The organism is Nocardia sp. NPDC052566, from assembly GCF_044547285.1.
Lineage (GTDB): Bacteria > Actinomycetota > Actinomycetes > Mycobacteriales > Mycobacteriaceae > Nocardia.
Genome location: NZ_JBIUAF010000004.1, coordinates 636,667 through 657,928, shown reverse-complemented (window position 1 = coordinate 657,928; position 21,262 = coordinate 636,667). Strand labels below are relative to the sequence as shown.

At 66.9% G+C, this 21,262-nt stretch carries 12 protein-coding genes; 7 read left to right on the top strand and 5 right to left on the bottom strand.

The window, feature by feature from the left end:
• Nucleotides 1–57: 57 nt before the first annotated feature.
• The 3 genes from ACIG5A_RS22860 to ACIG5A_RS22850 all read left to right on the top strand — a co-directional run bounded on the left by ACIG5A_RS22860 (nucleotide 58) and on the right by ACIG5A_RS22850 (nucleotide 2,960).
• Nucleotides 58–1,440 (top strand): hypothetical protein, encoded by a 1,383-nt coding sequence (locus ACIG5A_RS22860; RefSeq protein ID WP_397243118.1) that lies wholly within the window; start codon nucleotides 58–60, stop codon nucleotides 1,438–1,440.
• Nucleotides 1,441–1,857: 417 nt separating this feature from the next.
• Nucleotides 1,858–2,589, top strand: a complete 732-nt coding sequence (locus ACIG5A_RS22855) for a hypothetical protein (RefSeq protein ID WP_397243116.1) — start codon at nucleotides 1,858–1,860, stop codon at nucleotides 2,587–2,589.
• A 50-nt stretch (nucleotides 2,590–2,639) separates the two neighbouring features.
• Nucleotides 2,640–2,960 (top strand): hypothetical protein, encoded by a 321-nt coding sequence (locus ACIG5A_RS22850; RefSeq protein ID WP_397243114.1) that lies wholly within the window; start codon nucleotides 2,640–2,642, stop codon nucleotides 2,958–2,960.
• A 34-nt stretch (nucleotides 2,961–2,994) separates the two neighbouring features.
• Here the strand turns inward: ACIG5A_RS22850 and ACIG5A_RS22845 are convergent, their stop codons facing one another.
• Together ACIG5A_RS22845 and ACIG5A_RS22840 are read right to left on the bottom strand one after the other, a co-directional pair.
• Nucleotides 2,995–3,174, bottom strand: coding sequence for a hypothetical protein (locus tag ACIG5A_RS22845; protein ID WP_397243112.1), 180 nt, complete (start codon nucleotides 3,172–3,174; stop codon nucleotides 2,995–2,997).
• Nucleotides 3,175–3,254: 80 nt separating this feature from the next.
• A complete protein-coding gene (locus ACIG5A_RS22840; protein WP_397243110.1) occupies nucleotides 3,255–3,860 on the bottom strand; it encodes a hypothetical protein in 606 nt (201 codons plus the stop codon).
• Nucleotides 3,861–4,102: 242 nt separating this feature from the next.
• Here ACIG5A_RS22840 and ACIG5A_RS22835 point away from each other — a divergent pair, with 242 nt between their 5' ends.
• On the top strand, nucleotides 4,103–4,600 hold the full coding sequence (locus ACIG5A_RS22835) for a hypothetical protein (protein ID WP_397243108.1): 498 nt from the start codon (nucleotides 4,103–4,105) through the stop codon (nucleotides 4,598–4,600).
• Between the two features lie 297 nt (nucleotides 4,601–4,897).
• Here the strand turns inward: ACIG5A_RS22835 and ACIG5A_RS22830 are convergent, their stop codons facing one another.
• The 3 genes from ACIG5A_RS22830 to ACIG5A_RS22820 form a co-directional block, all read right to left on the bottom strand.
• Nucleotides 4,898–5,161 carry a hypothetical protein gene (locus ACIG5A_RS22830; RefSeq protein ID WP_397243106.1) on the bottom strand — a complete coding sequence of 88 codons (264 nt, stop codon included), beginning with the start codon at nucleotides 5,159–5,161 and terminating at the stop codon, nucleotides 4,898–4,900.
• Nucleotides 5,162–5,736: 575 nt separating this feature from the next.
• Complete coding sequence (locus tag ACIG5A_RS22825) at nucleotides 5,737–6,033, bottom strand: MTH1187 family thiamine-binding protein (protein ID WP_397243104.1); 297 nt, start codon at nucleotides 6,031–6,033, stop codon at nucleotides 5,737–5,739.
• Between the two features lie 36 nt (nucleotides 6,034–6,069).
• Nucleotides 6,070–7,392: a hypothetical protein gene (locus tag ACIG5A_RS22820; protein ID WP_397243102.1), complete on the bottom strand. Its 1,323-nt coding sequence runs from the start codon at nucleotides 7,390–7,392 to the stop codon at nucleotides 6,070–6,072.
• Nucleotides 7,393–7,610: 218 nt separating this feature from the next.
• On the opposite strand from ACIG5A_RS22820, the gene ACIG5A_RS22815 reads away from it, so the two are divergent.
• The 3 genes from ACIG5A_RS22815 to ACIG5A_RS22805 are packed head-to-tail and all read left to right on the top strand — an operon-like array spanning nucleotide 7,611 to nucleotide 21,250.
• On the top strand, nucleotides 7,611–18,851 hold the full coding sequence (locus ACIG5A_RS22815) for an amino acid adenylation domain-containing protein (protein ID WP_397243100.1): 11,241 nt from the start codon (nucleotides 7,611–7,613) through the stop codon (nucleotides 18,849–18,851).
• A complete protein-coding gene (locus ACIG5A_RS22810) occupies nucleotides 18,848–19,963 on the top strand; it encodes an oxidoreductase family protein (protein WP_397243098.1) in 1,116 nt (371 codons plus the stop codon). The genes ACIG5A_RS22815 and ACIG5A_RS22810 overlap by 4 nt, the downstream gene beginning before the upstream one ends.
• Complete coding sequence (locus ACIG5A_RS22805) at nucleotides 19,964–21,250, top strand: NAD(P)/FAD-dependent oxidoreductase (RefSeq protein WP_397243096.1); 1,287 nt, start codon at nucleotides 19,964–19,966, stop codon at nucleotides 21,248–21,250.
• Nucleotides 21,251–21,262 lie beyond the last annotated feature (12 nt).

Below are 21,262 nucleotides of genomic sequence, written 5' to 3'. Positions count from 1 at the left end.
CGCCCCGCGAAGACACCTCCGATCGGTTGGTGCCCACGCCCAGGGAGGCGAGAAAGGATGACCAGATCACTACTGGCCCAAGCGCTGCAGGAGCTGAACTGGACGTCAGAAACGTTCGCCCACAAGCTCATCCAGTACGCGAACCTGCATGGTCGCAGCAACTACCTCCACCCCAAGACGCCGTACAAATGGGTATCGGGCCACCATCCGCGCCCACCCTGGCCACAGCTGACCGCCGAGCTCCTATCCGCACAACTGCGGCGACACATCACCCCCACCGACCTTGGATGGACCGCCACCGGCCACGGCGAACATCCACACCCGCTCGCCGCTGACAGCGGGCTCACCGGACCGTGGACCGTGGAGAGGGCCTTGCACTCGATGCACGCAGTCACCGACGCTGATCCGATGGAACGGCGCACATTTTTGATCCTCACCGGCGCCGCGATGGGATCCGCGGCTCATCAGTGGCTGCTCGCGACCGAGGAGGCCCCCGATCTCGCCCACTCGGGAGGCACTCGCCGGATCCAGATCAGCACAGTCGATGAACTGGATCTGATGGCAGGCGGTCTGCGGCGGCTCGACGACCACGGTGACGGCGATAGTCTGCTGCCCGTCGTCCGCGCGCACCTGCGCCATGTTGTCGAGTTGCTCGAATCCGGCACCTACACCAACACAGTGGGGCGGCGTCTCTACAGCATCGCCGGCGAACTCCTGCGGCTGGCTGGCTGGCTGTGTTTCGACAGCGGGGCGCACGCCCGCGCCCAACGCTGCTGGCTGGCGGCCTTGCGCGCAGCCCACGTCGCCGGGGATAGGGCGTTGGCCGCCAATGTGATCGGCTGCATGTCCTGCCAAGCCAAAGACATCGGCGAGGTCGACCAGGCGGTCACCCTGGCCGAGTCTGCTCTGGCTGGCTATCGGCGCGCCACTCCACGCGTGTCGGCGATCCTTCATCTACGGGCGGCCGAGGCCCATGCGTGCGCGGGCACCGAACTGCGGACACGCGCGGCAATCGAGGCCGCTTTCACCAACCTGGACAACCACGCTGGCGACGCCCCGGATTGGAGCTACTGGCTCAATGCCGGGCATGCGCACGGTCAGGCCGGCTACGCCTTCCTCCGGCTGGGACACCACCGCGATGCCCGGCGCCACTTGCGGACCGCTATCCGACTGCAAGACCCCTCCGCTACCCGGGAAGCAGCCCTGCGGTACACCCTGCTGGCAACGACCTATCTGCGCGAGCACGATCTCGAACACGCCCTCACCCTCGCTGGACAAGCCGTGAAAGTCCTCGCCTCCGACGTCACCTCCAACCGAGTAACCAGCCACCTGGTCACCTTCATGCGAGAACTCACCCCACACCAACGCAGACCCGATGTCCGACACCTCGCCGAAAGCATCCGATCCCTACAGCCGACAACCTCCACAGCACGCAACTGACACCCTCCGAGCTTCCCGGATCTCTTGGCTGATGTTGATGCGGACATCGAGCGGACAGCCACGTCGCAGCAGGGAACCACCCGCGCCGCGTCGGCGTCGGACTTTCATGGGCGATGACGTACGCAGGATCCTGATCGAACGTGGCCAAGACCCCGACTGCCTGAGCGGTCAACTCCAGATCGCCATTCTGAGATTCCGGCACCGCCGCTGGCAGATCGAGACCGGACAACGCCCACCCCGCCTACGTCGATCTCTATAAGACACCTGCCGTCCCGCGTTCTCGCTCACCGCACGAGGCGAGCGGATTCGCCCGACACAATCGGTTACTGATCGATAGCCCCGTCATCAGCGAGCGCGTCTTTCACGCGCTATTGTCTATCGAAAATATGTTCGATAGACGGGGAAGGGTGACGATCGATGGGCAGCAGCGCGAATCCGCAATCCAAATCAGAAACCGTCGCCGACCTGCGCCAACGCATGGCGGCGGTCAAAGCCCGCGGTGTCGAGGACCGGTCGTCGGTGCCGGACTGGAGTACCCGCGCGATGCTACCGATCCCGGCGGCGATTGCGCAGTTGCTGCCCGGCCGGGGACTGGCCGGTGGGACGCTCGTCGACTATCGGGGTGCGACGTCGGTACTGCTCGGCATCGCCGCCGCAACGACGGCCAGCGGGTATGCGGCGCTGGTGAATATGCCGAATGCGAGTCTGCTCGCCGCAGTTGAAATGGGAGCCCAGCTAGAGCGGCTCCCGTGTGTCACCGCGCGCCATGAGGGATTCGTGCCCGCGCTCGGCGCGCTCCTCGACGGCATGGCCCTAGTCATCGCCGACACCGGCAACCGCAAGCTCACCCCGACCGAGCTACGAGGGCTGCGGGCCCGCGCACACAGCAAAGGCTGCACGTTGATCCTGTCCGGTGCATATCACCATGTCGGTGCCGATCTGCGGATCGTCAGCCGGGTCATCGCTGTGGACGGGCTGGGAGCGGGGAGCGGGCGTGTCACCTCCACACGAATCGCGATCCACGCCACGGCGAAGTTCGGGACGGGGGAAGGTCAGGTGCAGCTCGCCGGGCGCGTAGGCAGAGTCGAGTGGACCAGCTACACAGATCCGACCACTGATGTCGCTGTGTTCGCAACGGACGCAGGATGACTCGATCCTCGGGCTGGCCGGGCTCGGGTGACTACCGGGCGGTGCGACCGGTGACACCACCGATCCTGGTCGATGTTTGGCCTGACCGGATATGGCCGCCGGTCCGCGTCCGCCGACAGAACATCCGCCTGTGGCATCATGCTCGGGGGCTGCGCCTCAACGCAGTCGTTGCTGGCGAGCTCACCGAGCTGGTGATCACCCAGGCCGGAGATCTGCTGTTCAACGTAATATTCTCGATCCCGGTCGACAACAGCGCCCGCACCGAATCGATGTTGCTGCGCGCAGGCCTCGACATGTGGGCGCCGAGCAGCCCCGCGGACCGTCAACGTCTGGCGGGGCTCGTGGCGGAGTTTGTCACCGGGACCTGGTAGCCACGACTACGACAGGCGGTCGGGGAAAGGTACTTCACCGAGTGCGAGGTTCCACGTACTCGACTTCCCATTCGGAGTTCAACATCTCGTCGATATAGGCGGCAACTTGGTGTGCAGTGTTGACAGGGTTGATTCCATCGGGTTCGACCACCAGGGTTCGGCCGACGCCTGTGGTGATGTTCTTCACGACAACGAGATATTTGTCGACGGTCATGGTGTGACTCTCCGGTCGTGATGTCGGTTTTCCGGGCAGGGCGTGCCTGTCATGCCTGGGGCTCCAGTGTGGAGCAACCGTCAGCGGGGAGTTTCTGTGTCGTCGATGTCGATCAACTGACGGTGCACCACGGTGAGGCTGTCAAGGATGTCGGCGACTCGCAAGGTAATCGGGTCGCGCTCCCGTAACGCCATCGCAGGCGCCAGCGCGTCCTGCAGTAGGTGCAGTGAATCGCCGATCTGGTCACGTCGTGCCCGCAGCCGCTCCAGGCCGATCGCGGCTTCCTGTCCCGGCCGCGGAACGGTGGCCACAATCGTGGCCGCGAGAGCAGCGGCTCGTGCGAGCTGGTCGGTGATCTCAGGCCAGTGCGGGCGGCGTTGCGGCCCGGGCGCACCTGGGGGCGACCAGCTTCGATCGATCTCACCCAACGTTTGCAGTAGATCTGTGCGGAACGACTCGATCAGCTGCAGCCGCGGAGAGCCATGTGGCTCGGTGCCGAGGGTGTAGTCGGACTCGAATGTTGCTAATACTTTTCGGCAACTGTCGTGGAGCTGATCGAGGATGGATCGTGCAGTGCGGCAGTCGGTGTCGCAGCCACTGAAGCGCCGATCGTACGCTCGGCGCCTATCTAGGTCGTCGAGGGTCATCTTCAGCAGCTGTTTGTACCCCTCCATACTGGTCAGCATGTCATGAAGGTTCGAACGCCATCGAGGACATCGTCGGCCGTCTAGCCGGCCGCTCGTCTGGCGGGTCGACACCTCGGTGCCGCATTGCTTCGCGGTCGGACCGATCTGTCGCTGCGCAGCAACCTCTGATCTCGACGGCTCCAGCCCCTGTAGTCCGGTCATGGATATCCAATCGGTGTCCAAGGCCCAGACTTGTAGTGTCCAAGTCCAATACGGGCTGTACCGGCGTCCACCCTCGCCCCATGGTCTGCAACATTGGTCGAATCGACCACGAAGAGTCGGCGGCACCTCGATCGAACTCATCGAAACGGACCGCCAATATGACTACACAGGACACATTCGCTGTAGGCGACTACGTCATCCTCGACCACTCTGACATCGCTGCCAGCATCCGACGGACGGTATTCCAGGTCGCCAAGGTCGCCAGGGTGAACCTGCACCTGACCCCAGTCGGCGGAGGGCAAACGTTGGTCGCTCCCAAGCACTTCGCACGGTCCGCAACCGCCAAAGAGCGAGCAACTGCGGTTGCGGCAGCCGAATCGGCTCCGGCACCGCTCTATCTCGGCTCCGTGGTGAAAGTACGCGACCGTACCGGCCTCTACGTCGTCATCAGCCTGCCCAGCAGCCGGTCAGACCACTACCGTGCCGCGCCGCTTGGCGGCAGCACGAACAACTCCTACTGGTCGGCCGCCCGGCGCTGTTTCGAGCTGGTCGACCACAACACGGTCGGCATCGCTTGACCCCCCGGGGGTGCGGGCCTGCCAAGCGCATTCGGCTGCCCGCACCCGCGCGAGTCCATCGCTGCGTGAACGGAAGTGATTCAGCTCTAGCCTCGCAAGCTCGAGGACGCCCGCACTGTCCACCTGCAGGCCGACTGCTCCTGTGATCTCGAATGGATCCGATCGGGCAACAGGCAGGATTGCCGACTGGCGCCTGGCCGCTTGGTGGCCGGATCACTCGCGATGCCGATGTACCCGCGCGAAGACGTCAGGGTGACCATGCTCGTTCAGCTGACGACACTCGCGGCTGACCGGCGGCTACTTCGCGGCCTGGGCTTCGAGTTCGGCGAGCTGGTCCAGGATCTCGAACAGCTCCGCGCGGGCCTCGCGAGTCAGTGCCAGTACGTTGAGGTCTTCCAGTGACACCGTGACCGTGCCCGCGCCACCGAACCGGTACAGGCGCCGCGACCGCGCCGGTTCGACACAAGCATCGTCAGCGACGACGTCGCTGACGATGTCGGAATGGGCAGCAGGTTCGAAGGGTGTGATCGACCCTGCCGACCTTATGAGTGAGTGCTTCATTGCACGGTTGGATTGTTTTGGTGGCATGCGGCAAGCCTGTCCTACCAAGTGCCTGGGCGTTAGCTAATTCGCTGCGCGTGTCGGGTTCGTGTCGATTTCGGAAGCTGTGAACTCATTGCGCGAGATCACCACTGGTGTACACAGGTGCCACCATCGTGTCCATGAACACGCGCCAGGACACGACCGCTGTCGATCCGACCGCATGTGAAGCCGAAATGTGGGTGCCCGCCTTCATGACGCTCGGCGGTATGTCCGACCTTCACCTCGTGTGCCACCGCCCCGCAGGACACAACGGCAAACACCAACAGGTCGCTTCCCACGGTCACATCTCCGATTGGTCGCAAGCTCGGTCCGAATCCGAACCAGGCCCCAAGGCCTCGCGATGGGGCGGAAGCTCAGGCTCCACCTCTACCCGGTCGAACAGGCGGCAATCCCCCGACATATCGAATCGTCGAGGCGAAACGACTCGCCGCCGATAGCGTCGACCTCCGTCCCGCGCTGAAATGGGGAATCAGGATGCCCAACAACTCGTTCGTCGTGCTGCCTTACGACATGAACGGCCGCTCGCTGCACGACTACTGTTGTTCCAGGTGGCGCTCGACCGATTCCAGCTTCGTATGCAGGGTGTCGGTGTAGCCAGGGCGAATGTCGGCTTTGATGACAATGCTCGCTCGCTCGCTGTCCTTCATGACGGCATCGGTCGCTTGCTTGATGACCGCCATGACTTCGTCCCATTCGCCCTCGATCTCGGTGAAGCTCGCCGCTGTGCGGTGGGGGAGCCCGCTTTCGCGGATGATGCGGACGGCTTCGGCGACCTGACGGCCGACAGTCACCCCGGATCCGACCGGGGTGATCGAGAATGCTGCGAGCATGATTTGTCCCTCCTGAGGGCGAAATGCGTTCCAGCACTACAGGCTACGCAACAGCCCCAGCGACGCTCGGCGAAGCTCGGCAACCTTGTGGGCCTGCTTGATCCGGGGTGTGCCGGTGAGCTGGTAGATCTTGACGATGTTGTCGGTCACGCGCCGCGACGTCGTTGCGGCCGCCTTTTCGACGACCTTGGTGGCCAGTGCGACACCTTCGTCGACATCGCCGCGGCGCAGGTGGAGAGCGGCCAGATGAGCTGTGCTGATCAGGCGTGACCGGGCGTGTTCGTCGGACAACTGCATCGTGGTGTGGAGACGGTCGATCGTCGGTGACAGTTCGACTCCGTGATCGAATGCCAGCTCGTACAGCCCGTGGGCCAGGTCGCCGCACAGAAGCTTGTGGTTGTAGTAGGTCTTGAAATCTTCGAAGGCGGTGTCGGGGTGGTCCTCGTCCTGTGCCTCGGTGAAGAACTGCTCTGCCTCGATCACCGCGCGGACGCATTCGCGCCGGTTGCCTTGTTTGCCGAAGGCGCGTGCTTTGACTGCGGCGATGTCGGCTCTGCGGAGCAGGGAGAGTTTATCGGCCCGGACGCTGGCGAGGCCGAGCTTGTCGAGCGCGGTCTCCATGTCGCCGCGGTAGATGGCTTGGCGGGCGATGCACGTGAGGAGGGCAGCGCGGACCCACCACGGGCCGTCCTTCTCGACTAGATGCCATCCGAAGTCGAAATCTTCGCGACCGTGAGCATGCTCGCCTCGGTCGAAGGACGCCCAACCAACCACGCGGTGAAAGGTGGCCACCGCCGTGATCAGGTCTCTGTGCACATGGGGTGGCATGCTGGCTTGGAGGTAGGTGTCGGCGACGCGGAGCTGTGCATCCATTCCCGCGGCGATGGCAGCGCCGGCGTCGTCGGCTTGCCGGAACAGCGCGGCCCATCCGGTGACTCGGTCGACATGCTCCATCCCGATGCAGCGTGGGCTTGGCGGGCTCGGCTGGCAGGCGGCCTCGCGGACTGGAGCTGGTAGTGCTGCTGCGATGGGTAGTGCGACGACGCCTCGCAGGAACTCCTGGCGACGCATATCGACCTCCTCAGGGCCCCCTCGGGTACGGCAAGCGCGCGAGTTGTAGAGCCCGAGTTCGGCGGGGGTGCTATCGAACAGTTCGCATAATGCGTTCCGGTAGGGCGCGTGCGGCCAGGTCGTCAGCCCGCGCAACAACTTTCGTATGGATTCCTCGCTGTAGCTGCCGAGTCGGCCGGTATTGGCCGCGACGTGCTCGTTGATCCGGGTAGCGAGCTGCTTCTGTTCCCAGCCTTCGGCAGTGATGCGCTGTTCGAGCCGGACGTTGGGCACCGGCTGGTCGACCACCTCGGCGAACCTCCTACATGAGACGACTGTGGCCAGGGAGTGCAGGGCCTGTCCAGCCCTCATTTTCGGAGCTGTGTCCACCCCTCGTTTTAAGTATGAATTCGAGGGGTGGAATTCGGGGGTGTATTTGCCCTGTGGCGCGGTGTGGTCGCTGTGTGAACCTCGGAGATGCCCGGGACCTCAGCTGGGATTCCGTTGAGTAGCAGGGAGGTTCTTCGATGACGACCGGACAGGGTCGGGAGTCTGTTCCGACCACCGCGCGCGCTTCGACCGACCAGCTCGCGGCCGAGCCGCGGGCCTCGGCCGCCACGACCGACCGGCCAGATCAGCACCGCACGGTCCAAGCGTGGTGGAACACCGCGCGGACGCCATATCGGCGGCGATGCGTGCACCGCATGATCGAAGCCGTCGCAGCCGAGCAATCGAGCTTGCTGGCTGTGGAATTCGGCGCCACGCGCCTGACCTATCGACAGTTCAACGAAGCGGCCAACCGGTTGGCCCGTCACCTGGTCGCGGTCGGCGTCGGACCGGGGCAGATGGTAGGGGTCTGCATGGATCGCTGCGTCGAGCAGATCGTCGCGATCGTGGCGGTCCTGAAGGCCGGAGCGACAGTACTGCCCTTGGACGCGACCTATCCGCCGCAGCGGTTGGCCTACATGCTCGCCGACTCGGCAGCCGTGGTCACGATCACCACTGCGGCGCTTCTGAGGCGCGAACCGGTGCTCGCACAGCAGCTGCGTGGCCTGACACAGGTGCAGCTCGACACGCACGCTGCCGCAGTCGATCGTCACGACGACGCCAACCTGACCGAGGAGCCTCCTGCGGAAACGGCGGCCTATTGCATCTACACCTCCGGATCGACCGGAGAGCCCAAGGGTGTGCTGGTCGAGCATGCCACCCTCGCGAATCTCGTGGGCTGGCACCGGGATACGTGGCTGTCCGCCCCGGGGACGCGGACGCTGCTGTATTCGCCGATCAGCTTCGACGTCGCTTTTCACGAGATCCTGGCCGGGCTGTGTACCGGTGCGACGCTGGTGCAGGTCGACGACGACACCCGCCGCAATCCGATGGCGTTGCTGAAGTTCGTCGCCAGCGCGCAGATCCAGAAGTGGTATCTGCCGTTCGTGGCATTGCAGCAGGTCGCGCAAGCGGCTCGAACAGTGCCTGTGCCAACGGATCTCGCCGAGTGCATCGTCGGCGGGGAGGTGCTGCGGGTCACCCCGCAGATCCGAGACTTCGCCCGGCGCACGGGCTGTGTCATCCACAATCACTACGGGTCGACCGAGTGCGTGGACGCGGCGACCTACACCTTGTCCGGCGACCCGGATTCCTGGCCTGACATCGTCCCGGTCGGGCGGGCCAGCGTCGCCAACACCAATCTCTACATCCTGCGCCCCGACGCCACGCCCGCCGAGCCGGGCGAGATCGGCGAGTTGTATGCCGAAGGTGACTGCCTCGCGCGCGGCTACCACGACCGTCCAGCCCTGACCGCGTCCCGGTTCGTCGCCAGCCCCTTCGGCGTGCAGGGTGACCGCCTGTATCGGATGGGGGATCTGGGCCGGTACCTGCCCGACGGCACCATCGAATGCCTCGGCCGTGTTGACAACCAAGTCAAGATCCGCGGGTTCCGTGTCGAGCCGAGCGAAATCGAGGCCGTGCTGGCCGAGCATCCCGACGTCGCCGAATGCGTAGTCGTCGCAACGACTGCCGCGCACTCCAGCCGCCGACTCGTCGCCTACGTGGTACCCGCCGGCCCGCGCGACGCCACGCTGGCGACACGGTTGCGTAAGCACGCGGCATCGGTCCTAGCCGAGCACATGGTGCCCACATCGGTGACACTCGTCCAGGCCTTACCACTGACCCCGAGCGGCAAGGTCGACGCGCGGGCCCTGGCAACTCGGTCGGCGGCCTACCCACCCCCAGCGAGCCCGCACTCCTCGCCCACGACAGTGCGAGACCGGGTGACGGCGATCTGGTGCGATCTGCTCGAAGTCGCCCAGATCGACACGCGCACCGGCTATTTCGAGTTGGGCGCCGACTCGCTGATGCTGGTCCACGCCCATCAGCGCATCTGTGCCGAGTTCAAGCGTGAGCTGCCCGCCGAGACCCTGTTCCGATACCCGACCGTGGAGGCGTTGACCAGCTTCCTGTGCAGCGACAGCGAAACCGAGGTCCTCGGTTGTTCGGACGCGCCCGCGCACGGCCCAGCCGCCGCGGGTGACGGGGCGGTGGCGATCATCGGCATGGCCTGTCGCGTTCCCGGCGCCGACACCCTCGAGCAGTTCTGGTCGAATCTGCGTCAGGGAGTGGAGTCCATCACCCCATTGACCGATTCCCAGGTGCTGCGGCTTCCACACGACCAGACCAGCGATCCGCACTTCGTTGCGGTGGCCGCATCCATCCCGGGCATCGAGTACTTCGATGCGGACTTCTTCGGCTACAGCCCCGCCGAAGCCGCCGTGATCGATCCACAGCAGCGGCTGTTCCTCGAATCCGCTTGGCAGGCACTGGAGAACGCCGGTGTCGACGTCAACCGCTATCGGGTCGGGGTGTACGCGGGGGCGGCCATGAGCACCTACCTGATCAACAACGTACTCCCGATCAAAGCACGGTCCGGAATCTTCTTGAGCCATCGCTATTTCGACGACGCCACCGAGTTGCGGATCGAGCAGGGCAACGCGCGCGATCACCTGACGATGCGCGCCTCGTACAAGCTGGGGCTGCGGGGGCCCAGTGTCAACGTGCAGTCCACCTGCTCGACCTCGCTGGTCGCCGTCCATCTGGCCCGGCAAGCGCTGCTGGCCGGTGACTGCGAGGTCGCCCTCGCCGGAGGGGTCTCGATCATCACCCCGCAGAACACCGGATACCTGTGGCGCGAGGGCATGATGGTGTCGCGCCACGGCCACGTACGCGCGTTCGACGCAGACGCCGACGGCACCGTGTTCGGCGACGGGCTCGGCGTCGTCGTCCTCAAACCGCTCGCCGCCGCGCTGGCCGATCACGATCACATCTACGCCGTGATCACCGGATCGGCAGTCAACAACGACGGCGCCGACAAGATCGACTACGCGGGCCCCAACGTCACCGCCCAAGCCGAAGTCATCGCCGCCGCCCACCGCGATGCCGGGATCAGCGCCGCCGACATCTCCTATGTCGAAACCCACGGCACAGCAACGATATTGGGCGACCCGATCGAGATCGCGGGGCTGACCGAGGCGTTCGGCCGCAGCACTGACCGTGCAGGGCAGTGGTGCGCGATCGGGTCGGTGAAAACCAACATCGGCCACCTCGACGACGCAGCCGGGGTCGTTGGACTGATCAAAACCACGCTCGCCCTGCATCACCGCCAGATCCCGCCGAGTCTGGGCTTCACCACCGCGAACCCACGCGCCGGCATGGAGGCCACCCCGTTCACCGTCAACACCGCGCTTGGTGAGTGGACGAGTGCGGCCGGTCAGCCGCTGCGCGCCGGAGTCAGCTCCTTCGGCATGGGCGGCACGAACTGCCACCTCGTACTGGAGCAAGCCCCACCCCGGCAGCCGCGCTCCGCCCCGGCTGCGGAGCGGACCGCGCAGCTGCTGCCGATCTCCGCGCGCACCCCGCAGGCGCTGCGCGAGAACCTGCGCCGCTACCACGACCACCTCGACAATCCCGACAGACAAGATTTCGCCGACGTCGCGTTCTCTGCCGCGACCGGGCGACGCCACTTCGACTGCCGGGCCGCGATCGTGGCACGTGACAGCGAGGATGCCCGTGCTGAGCTGGCGCAGCTGCTGAACACGCCCGACCCGGGTGTCACGATCACGGGTGAGCGACCAGCGGTGGCGTTCCTGTGTGCCGGTCACGGCGCGCAGTACCCGCAGATGGGCCGGTCGCTGTATGAAACACAGCCGGTGTACCGGGCCGCGTTCGACCGCTGCGACGCGATTGTGGGTCCGCTGATCGGCGCCTCGCTGATCGAGATGCTCTATGGGCGGGACCCCGCGGAGCGGATCGACGCCAACCCCATCGCGCATCCGGCGCTGTTCAGCGTGGGCTACTCCCTGGCCGCGCTGTGGCAATCGTGGGGTGTGCGACCGGATCTGGTGCTCGGTTACAGCCTCGGTGAATACCTCGCCGCGTGCCTGGCGGGCATCCTCACCGTCGAAGACGGCCTACGGCTGGTCAGCACCCGCGCGCAACTGGTCGACGAGCTCACCGGTCCCGGCGCGATGGTGTATCTGCCCGCTGACGAGCACACCGTCGCCGCCGCCCTGGCCGGGAACCCACGGGTGTCTATCGCGGTGCTCAACGCGCCCGACGGCACGGTCATCTCCGGTGACCTCGACGCCGTCGACGCGGTTGTCGCCGACTTCCGGGCCCGCGGCCTGGAACCGATGGTTCTGCCGGTCTCGCGGGCCTTTCATTCTCCGGCTATGACCGCGGTGGCGGAGGCGTATCGCGCTGTTGCGGAATCGGTTTCGTACTCACCACCCCACTGCAACATTATCGCCAACCTGACCGGCGAGCTGGCCAGTGCCCGCGAACTGCAGACTGCCGACTACTGGGTCCGGCACATGGTCGACCCCGTGCGGTTCACCCGAACGATGACCGCGGCCGGCCGGTGCAAGATCGATGCCTTCGTCGAAATCGGTCCCAAGGCAACGCTGTCGAGCCTGGGGCGGCGCTGCCTGCCCGACAGTCCCGCGTTGTGGCTGCCCAGCCTGGCGCCGCGCGACCCAGAAGCCACGTTGTCGGCCTGCCGGTCGCTCTACCTGGCCGGGGTACCGGTGGACTGGCAGGGAATGCACCGTCCACACCCGCGCCGACGGGTGCCGGTACCCACCTACTCCTTCCAACGCCGCCGCCACTGGCTCGACGCTCCCGACGCTCCTGCCCCGAGCGGTCCAGTGACCAGTGCAGCCCCGAGAGCCGAACGGCTGCCCCACCGGCCGGTCGCCGTGAAGGACCTGTCGGCTTTCGAGATCATCTGGCAGCCCATGCCGCAGCAGACCATGGAAGCGGTCGACGAGGGGGCGGCAGGGTTTGTGTTCATCGGCCCGTCGGGGGATTTGACCGCCCAACTGGCCGCCCGTCTCCGCACGGGCGCAACACCATGTGCGGTGATCCCGATGGACTGGAACGCCGCCCCTGACCATGCCGCACTGGTGGTACAGATGCAGCATCTGTCGCATCTGCCCCGGCCGATTCGGATCGTCCTGCTCGCCGACTGTTACACCGGCGCCGATCCCGCACCGGCCATGGTGTCGATGATGGCCGCGGCGCGCACCGTACTGTGCGCGGCCGCCGACTCGACTGCGGCACCGGCGTTGTGGTTCCTCACCTTCGAGGACGATCCGTGTGGTGCGGGACTGGCCGCGCTGGCGCGCACGCTGGTCGCCGAGCACCCCGAGCTCGTCTGTTCCGCGCTCACGCTGCCTGCCGAGCTCGCTGCCCTCGATCTGGAGCGGTTGCTGAGCTGCTTGCACCATGGTGGCGAGGCCGCAGAGCAGCTGACGCTGCGGCCCGACGGCCTGTACCGGGCTCGCCTGGCCGCCAGGTCGCCGCTGGCCGAGGCGCAGGCTCTGGTGCGTGCCGAGGGGACTTACGTGATCACCGGCGGCACAGGAGCATTGGGCTTGCAGGTGGCGTGCGCTCTCGCTCGGCACCGGCCCGGTCGGCTGGTGCTGATCAGCCGCACCGGCACGCCGCGCGATTCGCGCGCCTGGCAAGCTCTGGTCGACAGCGGCGTGCCGACGCAGCTCGTGCGCGCCGATGTCACCGATGAATCCCAGCTGCGGGCGATCCTGGACGACTGCGGGGACACCCTGCGCGGTGTCATCCATTGTGCGGGCGTGCTCGATGACGCAATCTTCGTGCGCCACACCATGTCCCGCATCGATGATGTCCTGGCCGCGAAGGTGCGCGGCGCATGGCTGCTGCACACCCTCACAACTGGCCTGGATCTGGACTTTTTCGTCCTGTTCTCCTCGCTGGCCTCGGTAGTCGGTTACCGCGGGCAGGCCGCCTACGCCGCCGCCAACGGATGCCTCGACGGGCTGGCCGCCTACCGCCGCCGCCAGGGGCTGGCTGCGACGGCCATCAGCTGGGGCAGCTGGGACGGTCCGGGCATGTCGGCGACCCTTTCCCGGGCCCAGCGCGCCGAGGTGCTCGCCGACGGTGAATCGCTGCTGCCGCCGGACCAGGCGGCAGCCGCCACCGTGGCGCTGACGAGCTGCGGTGCAGCGCATCTGGTGATCGCCGCCGTCGACTGGGACCACTTCGCACCCACCCACCCCACCCCGACGATCGAGGCCCTGGTGACCCACTATCCGACCACACACGCCCTCGGCGGACCCGCGCCTGGCCCTTTCGCCGCCCAGCTGCGCAACGCCACTCCCGAACAGGCCCGAAACCTCGTGCGACACACAGTGATCGAGGCCATCGCCGCGCAGTTGGACTGTGACGGTGCCGAACTCGATCCCCGTCGAGGGCTCGAGGACATGGGACTGGACTCGCTCGCCGCGCTGGACCTGCGCACAGCCCTGCAGACTCAGCTCGGTGTGCCGCTGTCGGCCACCGTCGCCTTCGACCACCCCAACGTCGACGCACTCACCGCCTACCTCGCCGACCGCCATTTCGCCGAGGACATCGCCGCGGCTGCCCGTGAGATCGCGCCGCTCGTCGACCAGCCCTCGCCCGCACCGGCTCTGGGTTCCAGCGATACGGCGGCCGCCGTTGGCGCGGAGAGCTCTGTGGCGATCGTCGGCATGGCCTGCCGGTTCCCCGGTGCCGACAACCCAGCGGATTTCTGGCGGCTGCTGCTGTCGGGCCACGACGTGGTCACCGATATCCCGGCCGACCGCTGGGATATCGAGGGGCTCTACGACCCGTCGCCCCAGGCTCCGGGCCGGATGTATGTGCGGCGCGCCGCTACGATCACCGACCTCGATTGCTTCGATGCCGGGTACTTCGGGATCTCACCGCGCGAGGCCGCCGCTATGGATCCCCGGCATCGGCTGTTGTTGCAGTCGACCTGGCATGCCCTCGAGGACGCGGGCATCGACCCGACCTCGTTGCGCGACAGCGACACCGGGGTATTCGTCGCCGCCGATGAATTCCTCAACGATTACCTGCGTGGCGCCCATGTCGATCTGGGCAGCGACCCGTACCTGGCCACCGGCACCACGCTGAGCATGACCGCGGGCCGGCTGTCCTACAAGCTCGGCTGCCACGGCCCGAGCCTGGTGCTGGCCACCGGATGCTCCTCGGCGCTGGTCGCGGTGCATACCGCGGTGCGCGCGATCCGTGCCGGGGACTGCGCGGTCGCGATCGTCGGCAGCGGGAAATTGCTGCTGGACCCGGCCGAAACCGTGCAGCTGTGCAAGCTGGGCGCTATGGCCCCGGATGGGCGATCGAAGGTGTTCTCCGCGCTGGCCGACGGATACGGCCGCGGCGAAGGGGTGGCTACGATCGTGCTCAAACGCCTCGCTCGGGCACTGGCCGACGGTGATCCCGTCCACGCGGTCATCCGAGGGACCGCGATCAACCACGACGGCCCCTCCTCCGGGCTCACCGTCCCCAACGGTGCCGCACAGACCGCCGTGATCACCCGCGCGATGCGCGACGCGCACGTGACTCCCGATCAGGTCGGCTTCATCGAAACCCATGGCACCGGCACGCAATTGGGCGACCCCATCGAACTCAACGCCCTAGCGACGGTATTCGGCGGCCGTGAGCGGGCGGTGTTCGTCAGTTCGGCCAAAGCCACGATCGGACACCTCGAGGAAGCCGCCGGGCTGGCCGGGCTCCTCAAGGCCGTGCTGGTCCTGCAGCACGGCGTCATCCCCGCCCAACCGCACAGCCAGCCACTCAACGACAAGGTGGACTGGGCGTCGGTGCCGTTGACCGTCAACGCCCACACCACAGAATGGCCGAACGGCGCAGCCCGGATCGCGGGCGTGAGTTCCTTCGGGCTCAGCGGCACCAACGCCCACGTCGTTATCGAATCCGCGCCTGTCCCACCACCTTCGACGCCCAGCCCGGAACGAGCGCATCTGTTCGTGTTCTCCGGGCGCGACCACGCCGATCTGCACGCCGTGGTGGCCCGCGCCGCCGCCGCGATCACCGACAGCACCGACTCCGCGCAGATCGCCTACACCCTGCAGGTCGGCCGCCAGCATCACCACCACCGGCTCGCGGTCGTCGCGGCAACAGCCGCCGAAGTGCGTATTCGCCTGCACGCGGTCCTGAGCAACGCCGCGGTGGCGGCGTGCGTTCACCGCGGCCAAGCCGCACCCCAACCTCAGAGCCTGACCGCCGCTGTCGCCGAGCGCCTGTACGCCGAGCGGGATCTGCCCGGGCTGGCGGCCCACTGGTGCCAGGGATACACCATCGCGTGGGATCGCCTCTACCCCGATCGAATCCCCCGCAGAATCAGCCTGCCGGGCTACCCGTTCAAGCGCGAACACACCGGTCCGAAACTGTCGGCTGGCCCCGCCGCACAACCAGAACCCGTGCAGGCCGCCGCGGGCGCGCTGTCGTCCGCAGTCTCGGTCCGCAGTACGCCTGACCCATCCGGCATCCACGCCGCGGTCGCTGCCCTACTGGGTTTCGCGCCCGACGGCCTGGACCCGGAGGCGAGTCTGGAAGCGGTAGGCGCGGATTCGCTGATGTTCACCCGGCTCGCCCACCTGCTGCGCGACGACTACCAGATCGAAATCCCGTTCCAGCAACTGCTCGAGGACGCCACCTCGGTCAACACCATCCTCGCCCTGGTCCAGGCGCACCAGCCCGGCGCGGGCCGAGACAAGCCGACACCTGCCCCGCCGGTCAGCGCACCGATGCCACAGTCGGGCCCCGCCACCCTGGCGGGCACCCCGGCCCCGGCGACTGCGTTGACCGAGCGGCAGCAGGCATTTGTGGACGAGGTGTCCGCCGCCTACTCCGCACGCACCGCCGAGTCGAAATCGCGTGCCGCACAGGACCGCCCGCGCATGGCGAACTGCCGCACGACACCGTTCCGGCCGCTGTTGAAGGAAATGTGCTACCCGATCATCGCCACACGCTCACAGGGCGCCCGCTTCTGGGATGTCGACGGTAACGCCTACCTGGATCTCGCGATGGGCTACGGCACCCATTTCTTCGGCTACCAGCCCGCTTTCGTGCTCGATGCCCTGCGTGAGCAGATCGCCGACGGGGTGCATATCGGCCCGCAAGTCTCGCGCGCCGGGCATGTCGCGCGTCTGCTATGTGATCTGGTCGGCGCCGAGCGGGCGGTGTTCTGCAACTCCGGCACCGAAGCGGTCATGGCCGCACTGCGTTTCGCGCGAGCCGCCACCGGCCGCAACCGGATCGTCATGTTCGAAGGCTCCTACCACGGCTGGTCGGATCTGACCCTCGCGTTGCCGGGCGGCACGCAGCGCTCGCTGGCGATGGCCCGCGGTATCGGATCGGGTGCGATGGGTGATGTCGTGGTGCTCGAATACGGTGCGCCGCACAGCCTCGAGGTGATCGCCGAACTCAGTGGCGAGCTGGCGGCGGTGCTGGTCGAACCGGTACAGAGCCGTCGCCCCGACCTGCAGCCGCGCGAATTCCTGCAGCAGCTGCGGGAGCTGACCCGGGCGGCCGGGACAGTGTTGATCTTCGATGAGGTGGTCACCGGCCTGCGTGTCGGTCCGCACGGCGCGCAGGGATGGTCCGGGGTGAGCGCTGATCTGGCCACTTACGGCAAGATCCTCGGCGGTGGCCTGCCCATCGGTGCCGTGGCCGGACGGGCGGAGCTGCTCGACACCATCGACGGCGGAGCGTGGGACTTCGGCGACGATTCGTGCCCGCGTGTTCCGATGACCTTCTACGGCGGCACATTCAACCGCAACCCTTTGTCGATGGCCGCCGCCGAGGCCGTCCTGACCCGTCTGGCCGCTGACGGCGCACAGCTGGCGCAGCAGGCCAGCGATCACGTCGCGTGGCTCACCGAGGAGTTCAACACCTTCTGCCAACGCGAGGGCTACCCGCTGCGGATCGTGGCCTTCACCTCGATGTTCCGGTTCATCACCGACGGCGACTATCGGCTGCTGCACAGTTCATTCGAACTCGAACTGTTCTTCCACTTGCTGATCCTGCACGAGGTCTATGTTCTGGAAACCAGGGTGTGCTACCTGTCGGCCAGCCACACGACCCAGGACATGCACTGCATCGCCGAGGTCGCGAAAGACTGCCTGCGCCAGATGCGCCGCGGCGGGTTCTTCCCCGCCCCTGTCCCGGCACTCACGGTGAGCGAACCGACATCTCAGATACTTGCTGACGCACGCCTGGAGCTGGCCGTCGCGACCGGAGCTGGGCCCGACGGTCACGACCGGCCCGAGCAGGTGCTGCTCACCGGGGCGACCGGATTCCTCGGCCGGTTCCTGTTGCGCGAGCTGTTGGCGCACACCGGCGCACCGATCCACTGCCTCGTGCGGGCCCGCGACCCTGAGCACGCCACCGCCCGCGTGCTCGCGGCACTGGCCACCGCCGGCGACCTGGACGATGGATGGGCCGACCGAATCGAGGCGGTGCCCGCCGATCTGAGCGCGCCCCGGTTCGGGCTGTCCCAGCCGCGATGGCAGCAGTTGGCTGCCGAGCTGAGCGCGATCTATCACTGTGGGGCACAGGTCAATTCGCTGTCGTCCTACACCAAACTCAAGCCCGCGAATGTCACCGGCACCCGGGAGCTGCTGCGCCTGGCCGCCGAGCACCACCCGACACCGCTGCACCATGTGTCCTCCGACGCCGTATTCGACGCCTACGGATATCTGCGCAACAGCGTCCTCTACGAAGACCAGCCGCTGACACACGGCGAAACCCTCTACGGCGGCGGCTACGCCGAAACCAAATGGGTGGCAGACAAACTCATCGAAGCAGCCCGCGCGCAAGGGCTGCCCGCCAGCATCTACCGTCCCGGCGCCATCATCGCCGCGACCAGTGGCGGGTGCGGGCAACCCGCGGACTTCATCACCCGCTTCCTGCGCGGCATCATCGCCCTGCAGGCCTGCCCGGAAATGGACGCCACCATCGACTTCGCACCGGCCGACTATGTCGCTGCGGCGATCGTGGATCTGTCCCGGCGGCGCGAGCCCGGCATCACCTTCCATCTCACCCACCCCGACCCCGTCCGCTACGACGACCTCATCGCCATGCTGCGCGCCACCGGCTACCCCCTCGAGGTCGTGGCGCTGCATCACTGGCAGGCCAGGATCGAGCAACTGCGCTTCGAGGACGACAACCCGCTCTACCCGCTGATCCCGGTGCTGACCGCCGCGCAACCCTACTTCCGCACCAGCCGTCTGGACGTCAGCAACACCCGCGCCGCGGCGCCGCTGCTGCGGATGTCGTGCCCGCCGCTGAGCGAGCTGATCCCGATGTACCTCGAACGTCTTCGCACACACGGATTCCTGCATCCGGCACCGCAGCCTGCCGAGCAGGTGATGACTCGATGAACTCGCACGTGCCGATCCCGCAGGCCGGTGATATCGGCCATTTCTGGCTGCATCAACGACTGGGCTGGCCGGTCGGAGACGGCGATCTCGTGGAGATCGAGTCCCTCTCCCGCACCGGCGGTGTGATGGGCACGGTGCACAGGATCCGCTGCGGTAACCGCTCACTGATCTACAAGACCAGCTCCCACCACGACAGCGAATGGGGCCGATGGGCCCACGACGCCGCAGCGCTCGAGCGCGAAGTACGCATGTATCGCTGGCTCCAGACCACTCCCGCGCACACCACCTCGATCGCACCGCACTGCTATTGGTCGGCCATACGCCCGGACGGTCATGGCGCGCTCGCGCTGCAGGACCTCGGTGCGGGGATCATCCCCAACTCGGCGATGGCTCGCGGACTGACCTACCCGCAGGCGCGTGCCGCGGTGCGCGCGCTCGCCCTGCTGCATGCCCACTCGGCCTGCACCGGGGCACCCCGCCAACCACCACACCCCTGGCTGCTGACCGCGCGCTCGCCCCACCTGCTCGACGCGATCCGCATGGGCCTCGAGGAAGCTTCGGTCAACGCGTCGCTGTGCGCGACAACCACGGGACCTACTGCGGCACAACACTTCGCGCACGCCGACCTGCCGACGATGTTGGTCGACGCACACCACGGTGCGCGATTGGCGGCGATCTGCCATGGCGACATGTGGGCCAGCAATCTCGTCTTCGCCGAGCCGGGGCGCCCGCAGGGAGCGCCGTCGGCGTTCCTGATCGACTGGCAGTTCGCGATGTGGGGAAATCCGCTGTCCGACCTCGCGCTGTTGCTGCTGTCCTCGGTGCACCCCGACGCACGGCGCAGGTGGGAAGACCAGCTGCTGGCGCACTACCACCTCATCCTGACCAGCACCACAGCTCTGACCTACAGCCCGGCCGACTGCTACAGCGACTACCAGCGTGCGCTGCCGTTCGCCACGCTCGTCGCGCTGGCAGCCTTCGACGGGTTCGTCGCCGGCATGACCCACACGCAACAACTTCAGTTCGCGCCCAGGGTCACTGCCGCGCTGACACCGCCTCAATTCTGCGCGCCCGGCACATCCGGGCCCGGCTTCGACGAAGGTAAGGAATAGATGTCGGACAACGCCGAAATCGTCGTCGTCGGGGCCGGTATGTTCGGCTCCGCCGCAGCCAAGTACCTCAGCCGAGAAGGCGCCGATGTCGTGATCGTCGGCCCCGCCGAGCCCGCCGACGGCCAGCCGGTCAGCCAGCACACTTTCGGTGCCCACTTCGACCAGGCCCGCATCTGCCGCCGCCTGGGCTGGGATCCGGTGTGGGAGACCCTGGACAGCCGCTCTCTCGAACGATTCGGCGATATCGAAGCCGCATCGGGCCGCCAGTTCTTCCACGACTGCGGATCGCTGATTCTGATGGCGGGCTCGATCGAGCACCGCACCTCGACGATCTTGCGCCGTTGCCGGGACGAGGGCATCGGTGTCGAGCGCCTGTCGTCGCAGCAACTGCGCACCGAGTTCCCCGAGCTCGGGCTCCCGGACCTGAACGGGGGCACCGTCGGATTGCTCGAACGCGCCTCCGCGGGCTACTTGAACCCGCGCGGCCTGGTGTCGGCGCAGCTGTCGCTGACCACCGCCGCGGGCGGGCGATGCCTGCGCGCCGCTGTCCTCGGCCTGTCCGGGCGTGCGGGGCGATGGCGGCTACAGGTCCACGACGGCACCCACACCCGCGAGATCACCGCGGAGAAGGTGCTGTTGGCCACCGGCGCATTCACCAACCACAGCGGCCTGATGCCCGCGGCTACTCGGCTGGCGATGCATGCGTTCGGGGAGCCGAACCTGCTGTTTGCCCTCGATGATGCCCAGCGCGATCGCTTAGCGAGCGTGCCGCCGGTCGTTGTTGTCGATCCGGACGACACCGGCGATGCGAACATGTCGCTGTATCTGCTGCCGCCGGTGCGATACCCGAACGGCCGCTGGTACCTGCGGATCGGGCCGGGCATGCAACCGCTGGTCCCTCAGCTGGCGACCGTGCGGGAAATGGTGGCGTGGTGCGCACGCCAGCAGATCACACCGCGTCAGCACCGCTTCCTGTCCAGCGCAATGGGGACCATGGTGCCTGGACTCGGACCCGCCGTCAGCAGCCCAGCATGCTGCATCATCGAGAAAACCCTCACCCGCTACCCCTACCTCGGCCACCTCGACGAGAGCCTGGCCGTCGCGGTGGGCGGCAACGGCCATGGCGCTCGCGGTTCCGACGAGATCGGCCGCCTGGCCGCGATGCTGCTGCTCGGCAAACCCTGGGACAGCACCATCGCCCAGGACCTCTTCGCCCCGATCATCACCACGGGTGAGGACCGCTGCGCCGAAATAGCCACGCTCAAACCACCTTTCGGCCTGTGCTGAACCGCACACCGA